Below are 4,527 nucleotides of genomic sequence, written 5' to 3'. Positions count from 1 at the left end.
TGCCGAGCGGAAGTAAAGAAGAAGAGAGGTGCTGCAAATCTTGCTTTGTACTTGAATGCACAGAGTTTGCGCGGGGAGTTGAGAGGATAGCGCGTGCTATGTGGATAAGTAAGTGGCATAAAAGGCGGGCGTGGTTGAGGTTGATTACGGTAGAAGAGACAGGAAAGGTAAAACGACACGTAGTTAGCTGGCACTGAAGAAAATTAAAACAAGAAATGGAAATTAACAGAAAGGAGAGAGAGATGATTTCCAAGCTATGGCTTAGAATGGTCATGTTTGTATGTGCATTTGCATTGGCGGGTGCGGTACAAGCGATACCAAGTGTCCCGGACGAGACCTATGAAGCATTGGGTCTGGACAGAGGAGCAAGTCCGAAAGAGCTGCATGAAGCGCTGGTGAAGCGCTACAAGGATCCTGAGCAGGGAGCGGGGAAAGGCACGATGGGTGATTACTGGGAGCCGATTCCACTGAGCACCTACATGGATCCGATGACATTTTATGAACCACCGACCTCAATGCGTGATAAAGCGGATCGTAAAGAATGCGTGGAATGTCACACAGATGAATCGCCGGTATGGGTGCAGGCCTGGAAGCGCAGTTCACATGCGAACCTGGACAAGATACGCGCGCTGAAGCCAAGCGATCCGACTTTCTACAAAAAGGGCAAGCTTGAGGACGTAGAAAAGAATCTGCGCTCGATGGGCAAGCTGAAGGAAGGCGAGCAACTGAAAGAAGTTGGCTGTATTGACTGTCATGCAGGCATCAACCAGCAAGGTAAAATTGATCACAGCAAAGACCTGGTCATGCCGACAGCGGACGTATGTGGAATCTGTCACCTTCAGGAATTTGCAGAGCGTGAATCAGAACGTGACACCATGATCTGGCCGAACGGACAGTGGCCTGATGGGCGCCCGTCACACGCGCTGGACTACAAAGCCAACGTAGAGACCACTATCTGGGCGGCGATGCCGCAACGTGAAGTAGCCGAAGGCTGCACCATGTGTCACTACAACCAGAACAAATGCGACGGCTGTCATACACGGCATGAATTTTCTGCTGCAGAATCGCGCAAACCGGAAGCCTGTGCAACCTGTCACAGTGGTGTAGACCACAACAACTGGGAAGCCTACTCCATGTCCAAGCATGGCAAGATTGTGTCAATGATGGGTAACCAGTGGAACTGGGATGTATCGCTCAAGGATGCCTACAGCAAGGGCGGCCAGAGTGCGCCGACCTGTGCGGGCTGTCATATGGAATATGAAGGCGAATACAGCCACAACATGGTGAGGAAAATTCGCTGGGCAAATTATCCATTCGTACCGGGTATTGCTGAAAACATCAACAGCGATTGGTCGGAAGAAAGACTCGACTCATGGGTAGTTACCTGTACCCAGTGTCACTCAGAGCGTTTTGCCCGTTCCTACCTGGATCTCATGGACAAAGGTACGCTGCAAGGACTGGCGAAATACCAGGACGCACATGACGTAGTAGAAAAGCTGTACGAAGAAGGATTGCTGGCTGGGCAAAAAACCAACCGTCCGAATCCGCCGGCACCTGAAAAGCCGGGATTCATGATCTTCTCGCAACTGTTCTGGTCGCAGGACAATAATCCTGCTTCAATGGAACTCAAGGTACTTGAAATGGGTGAAAACGACCTGGCTAAAATGCACGTGGGCTTAGCTCACGTCAATCCGGGTGGCTGGACCTATACCGAAGGTTGGGGACCGATGAACCGTGCGTATGTCGAAGTGCAGGACGAAAACTTCCGGATACGTGAAATGGTTGCATTGAAAGATCGCGTCAACAAACTCGAAGGCAAGCGGACCAGCTTACTTGATCTTGACAGCACAGCAGAGAAAATCTCGCTGGGCGGTTTGGGTGGCGGCATGCTGCTGGCAGGGACATTAGCCCTGGCAGGCTGGCGTAAACGCAAGCAAAACGAAGCTTGATATCCGCAGAGACAACCGGCCGTGACACACAAGCAACACAAGTGAAGCGGTCGGGGGGCAAATTACTCCCGTCATTAGGTATACTCCTGGTGACGGGAGGTTTGATTTTACTGGGCTGGTTCGCATACCTGTGGTTTGTACCGATAGAAGCCCCGTATCAATACCGGCAGATATCCACAGGGGAAGTCCAGCAATATCCCGAACTGGAACTAGACGCCTGGCCTGAACTCAAAATCAGCCGCTATGACGTCATCGTCCCCGACGTTGAAAAACCCGTTGCACAAGCCACCGTAGCCCAGCGGGACAATGCCGTACCGGTACTTGTCAAATGGCAGAACAACACCAAAGAAATTCTGCACGCCCTGGACTGGAAAACTGGCGAACTGAGCGCGCTGGCAAAAGCCATCAGCCAATATGCGGACAAAGAAGCGCTAATTGTGGCGTGGTGGGACATCTCGCGACAAATCAACCTGTTGACTGGACATGAAACCCTGTTCACCAGCCATCTGAACGAACCGTTAATCATACCGCAACAGTGGCAGGAACTCGTAGAAGCCATTGATACCTACGAACAGACATTCTGGCAGAGCAAATCCAGCCAGCAGGAACGGGCACAATTCAAGCGTTTTAGCGAAGCACTGACAGCCAGACCGGAAGAGGGAGTTGTGCAACTGCGCGAACTGGTTGGTCAAAACCGGGAAGCCTATATCATCGTCCATGTCACAGACCTGTATAAACTCGGACTCATGTACCCGGAAAAAATAGGTGTTGCCTATCAGAATTTTCCGTTGACCGGTAACATGCACGGCATGATCAATCACATGAAAGTACAGCTCAAAGACAACGACTTTGACACCTACACGCTGCAATCGATCACGGATACTGAAATCAGAGCCTACTTTTTGAGTGACGAACAAAGCAGCGAAACCCTGCTGGCCAAAATGCTGCCGTTCACCGACAAACCGGCACCGATGGAACTAGAAGCACTCCAGCTACTCTATCAAAGAGGAGGTTACTGGCTATACAAACTACCGGGCGGCCAGGAAAAGGAAACGGGGCTGGTCGAATGAAATAAAAGTGCGCCGGAGACGGGCAGCTGAATACAAAGCATCAAAACAACACACCCGCAACAAAAAATGAGCACGAACCACGCATATAACCATTTACACAAACGGGTGATCGCGTACAATACGCGGCTTATAAACTTGAAATAAAAAGCATAAGGAGGAGGCAGGATGAAACACCCAATAACCTATATACTGGCTATCGTAGCGATGTTTGCATTTTTCTCGGGGACAGTCGTCGCAGACACCTATGAAGGGCGCAAGAAATGCAGCTCATGCCACAAATCCCAGGCTAAATCATGGCGGGACACAGCGCATGCCAACGCAATGGCATCACTCAAAGCGGGCGAGCGCAAGGAAGCGAAAGAGAAAGCAGGACTGGATCCTGACAAAGACTACACCAAAGACAAAGACTGCGTTGGCTGTCACGTAGACGGCTGGGAACAGAAAGGCGGTTATACGGTTGAGAGACCGAAAAAAATGCTTGCGGCCGTTGGTTGCGAATCCTGTCATGGTCCGGGGCGTAAATATCGTGGTGATCACCGTAAAGGCGGTCAGGCATTTGAGAAATCCGGCAAGACCACCCCACGTAAACGTCTGGCGGACAGAGGTCAAGACTTTCATTTTGAAGAAGCCTGTAATGCATGCCACCTGAACTACGAAGGATCAGGCTGGAAAGGCACCAAAGAGCCCTACACCCCATTCACGCCAGAAGTTGACGAAAAATACCGTTTCGACTTTGACAAAATGGTGAAAGACGACGAAGCGATGCACAAGCATTACAAACTGGATGGAGCATTTGTAGGCGATCCTAAATTCAAATTCCATGACGAATTCCAGGCCAACGCTGAGGAAGGCGAGAAGGGTGATGAAGACGATGATGACGAAGACGACGATTAACAGGAGATCTGAATGACTGCATTACAAAAAGGAGCGATAGGTACCCTGCTGACGGGTGCCTTACTGGGGATAGTCCTGGTAGGCGTCGTATTTGGAGGTGAAGCAGCGCTGTCGACAGAAGAGTTCTGCACCAGCTGCCACTCCATGACCTATACGCAGGAAGAATTAAGGGAATCCACACATTATGGAGCATTGGGAGCCAACCCTGGGTGTAAAGACTGTCATATACCACAGGGCTTCAGGAACTTTCATCTGGCGGTATATACACATGTGGTAGATGGCGCCCGAGAATTATGGCTGGAGATGGTCAATGATTACTCGACATTGGAGAAATTTAACGAACGTCGGTTAATCATGGCGCATGACGCACGGATGAACCTGAAGAAATGGGACAGCGTGACCTGTCGTGACTGTCATAAGAACCCGGACCCGCCGGGAGAGGATGCACAGGCTGCGCATAAGCGAATGGAGACGCATGGAGCGACCTGTATAGACTGTCATCAGAATCTGGTGCATGAAGAAGCGCCGATGACTGACCTTGATGCGAGTCGTGCTGAGGGTAAGCTGGTATTAAAGGCTGACGACTGGGACGACTGGGATAATGAGGACGACGA

Annotated in this window: 4 protein-coding genes; all 4 read left to right on the top strand. The window is 50.8% G+C overall.

The genetic code is table 11. The features are described 5' to 3' along the window. Positions 1-242 precede the first annotated feature (242 nt). Positions 243-1,949: a multiheme c-type cytochrome gene (locus C8R11_RS15675; RefSeq protein ID WP_107796511.1), complete on the top strand. Its 1,707-nt coding sequence runs from the start codon at positions 243-245 to the stop codon at positions 1,947-1,949. Then, the gene (gene haoB, locus C8R11_RS15670) at positions 1,946-3,019 is read left to right on the top strand and encodes a hydroxylamine oxidation protein HaoB (RefSeq protein ID WP_244907731.1); all 1,074 of its coding nucleotides are present in this window, start codon (positions 1,946-1,948) and stop codon (positions 3,017-3,019) included. Before C8R11_RS15675 ends, haoB begins: the two co-directional genes overlap by 4 nt. 165 nt (positions 3,020-3,184) lie before the next feature. Beyond that, positions 3,185-3,913, top strand: a complete 729-nt coding sequence (gene cycA, locus C8R11_RS15665) for a cytochrome c-550 CycA (RefSeq protein ID WP_090703817.1) — start codon at positions 3,185-3,187, stop codon at positions 3,911-3,913. A 12-nt stretch (positions 3,914-3,925) separates the two neighbouring features. Then, positions 3,926-4,527: NapC/NirT family cytochrome c (locus tag C8R11_RS15660; RefSeq protein WP_107796510.1), on the top strand; the 602-nt coding region annotated here is incomplete at its 3' end.

Source organism: Nitrosomonas aestuarii, from assembly GCF_003046585.1.
Taxonomy (GTDB): domain Bacteria; phylum Pseudomonadota; class Gammaproteobacteria; order Burkholderiales; family Nitrosomonadaceae; genus Nitrosomonas; species Nitrosomonas aestuarii.
Note: the sequence above shows the minus strand (reverse complement) of the source record. Positions and strands in the feature narration are given on the sequence as shown.

Coding starts and splice junctions, on each gene's coding strand:
- C8R11_RS15675 (WP_107796511.1), top strand. CDS start 243: ATGATTTCCAAGCTATGGCTTAGAATGGTCATGTTTGTATGTGCATTT.
- cycA (WP_090703817.1), top strand. CDS start 3,185: ATGAAACACCCAATAACCTATATACTGGCTATCGTAGCGATGTTTGCA.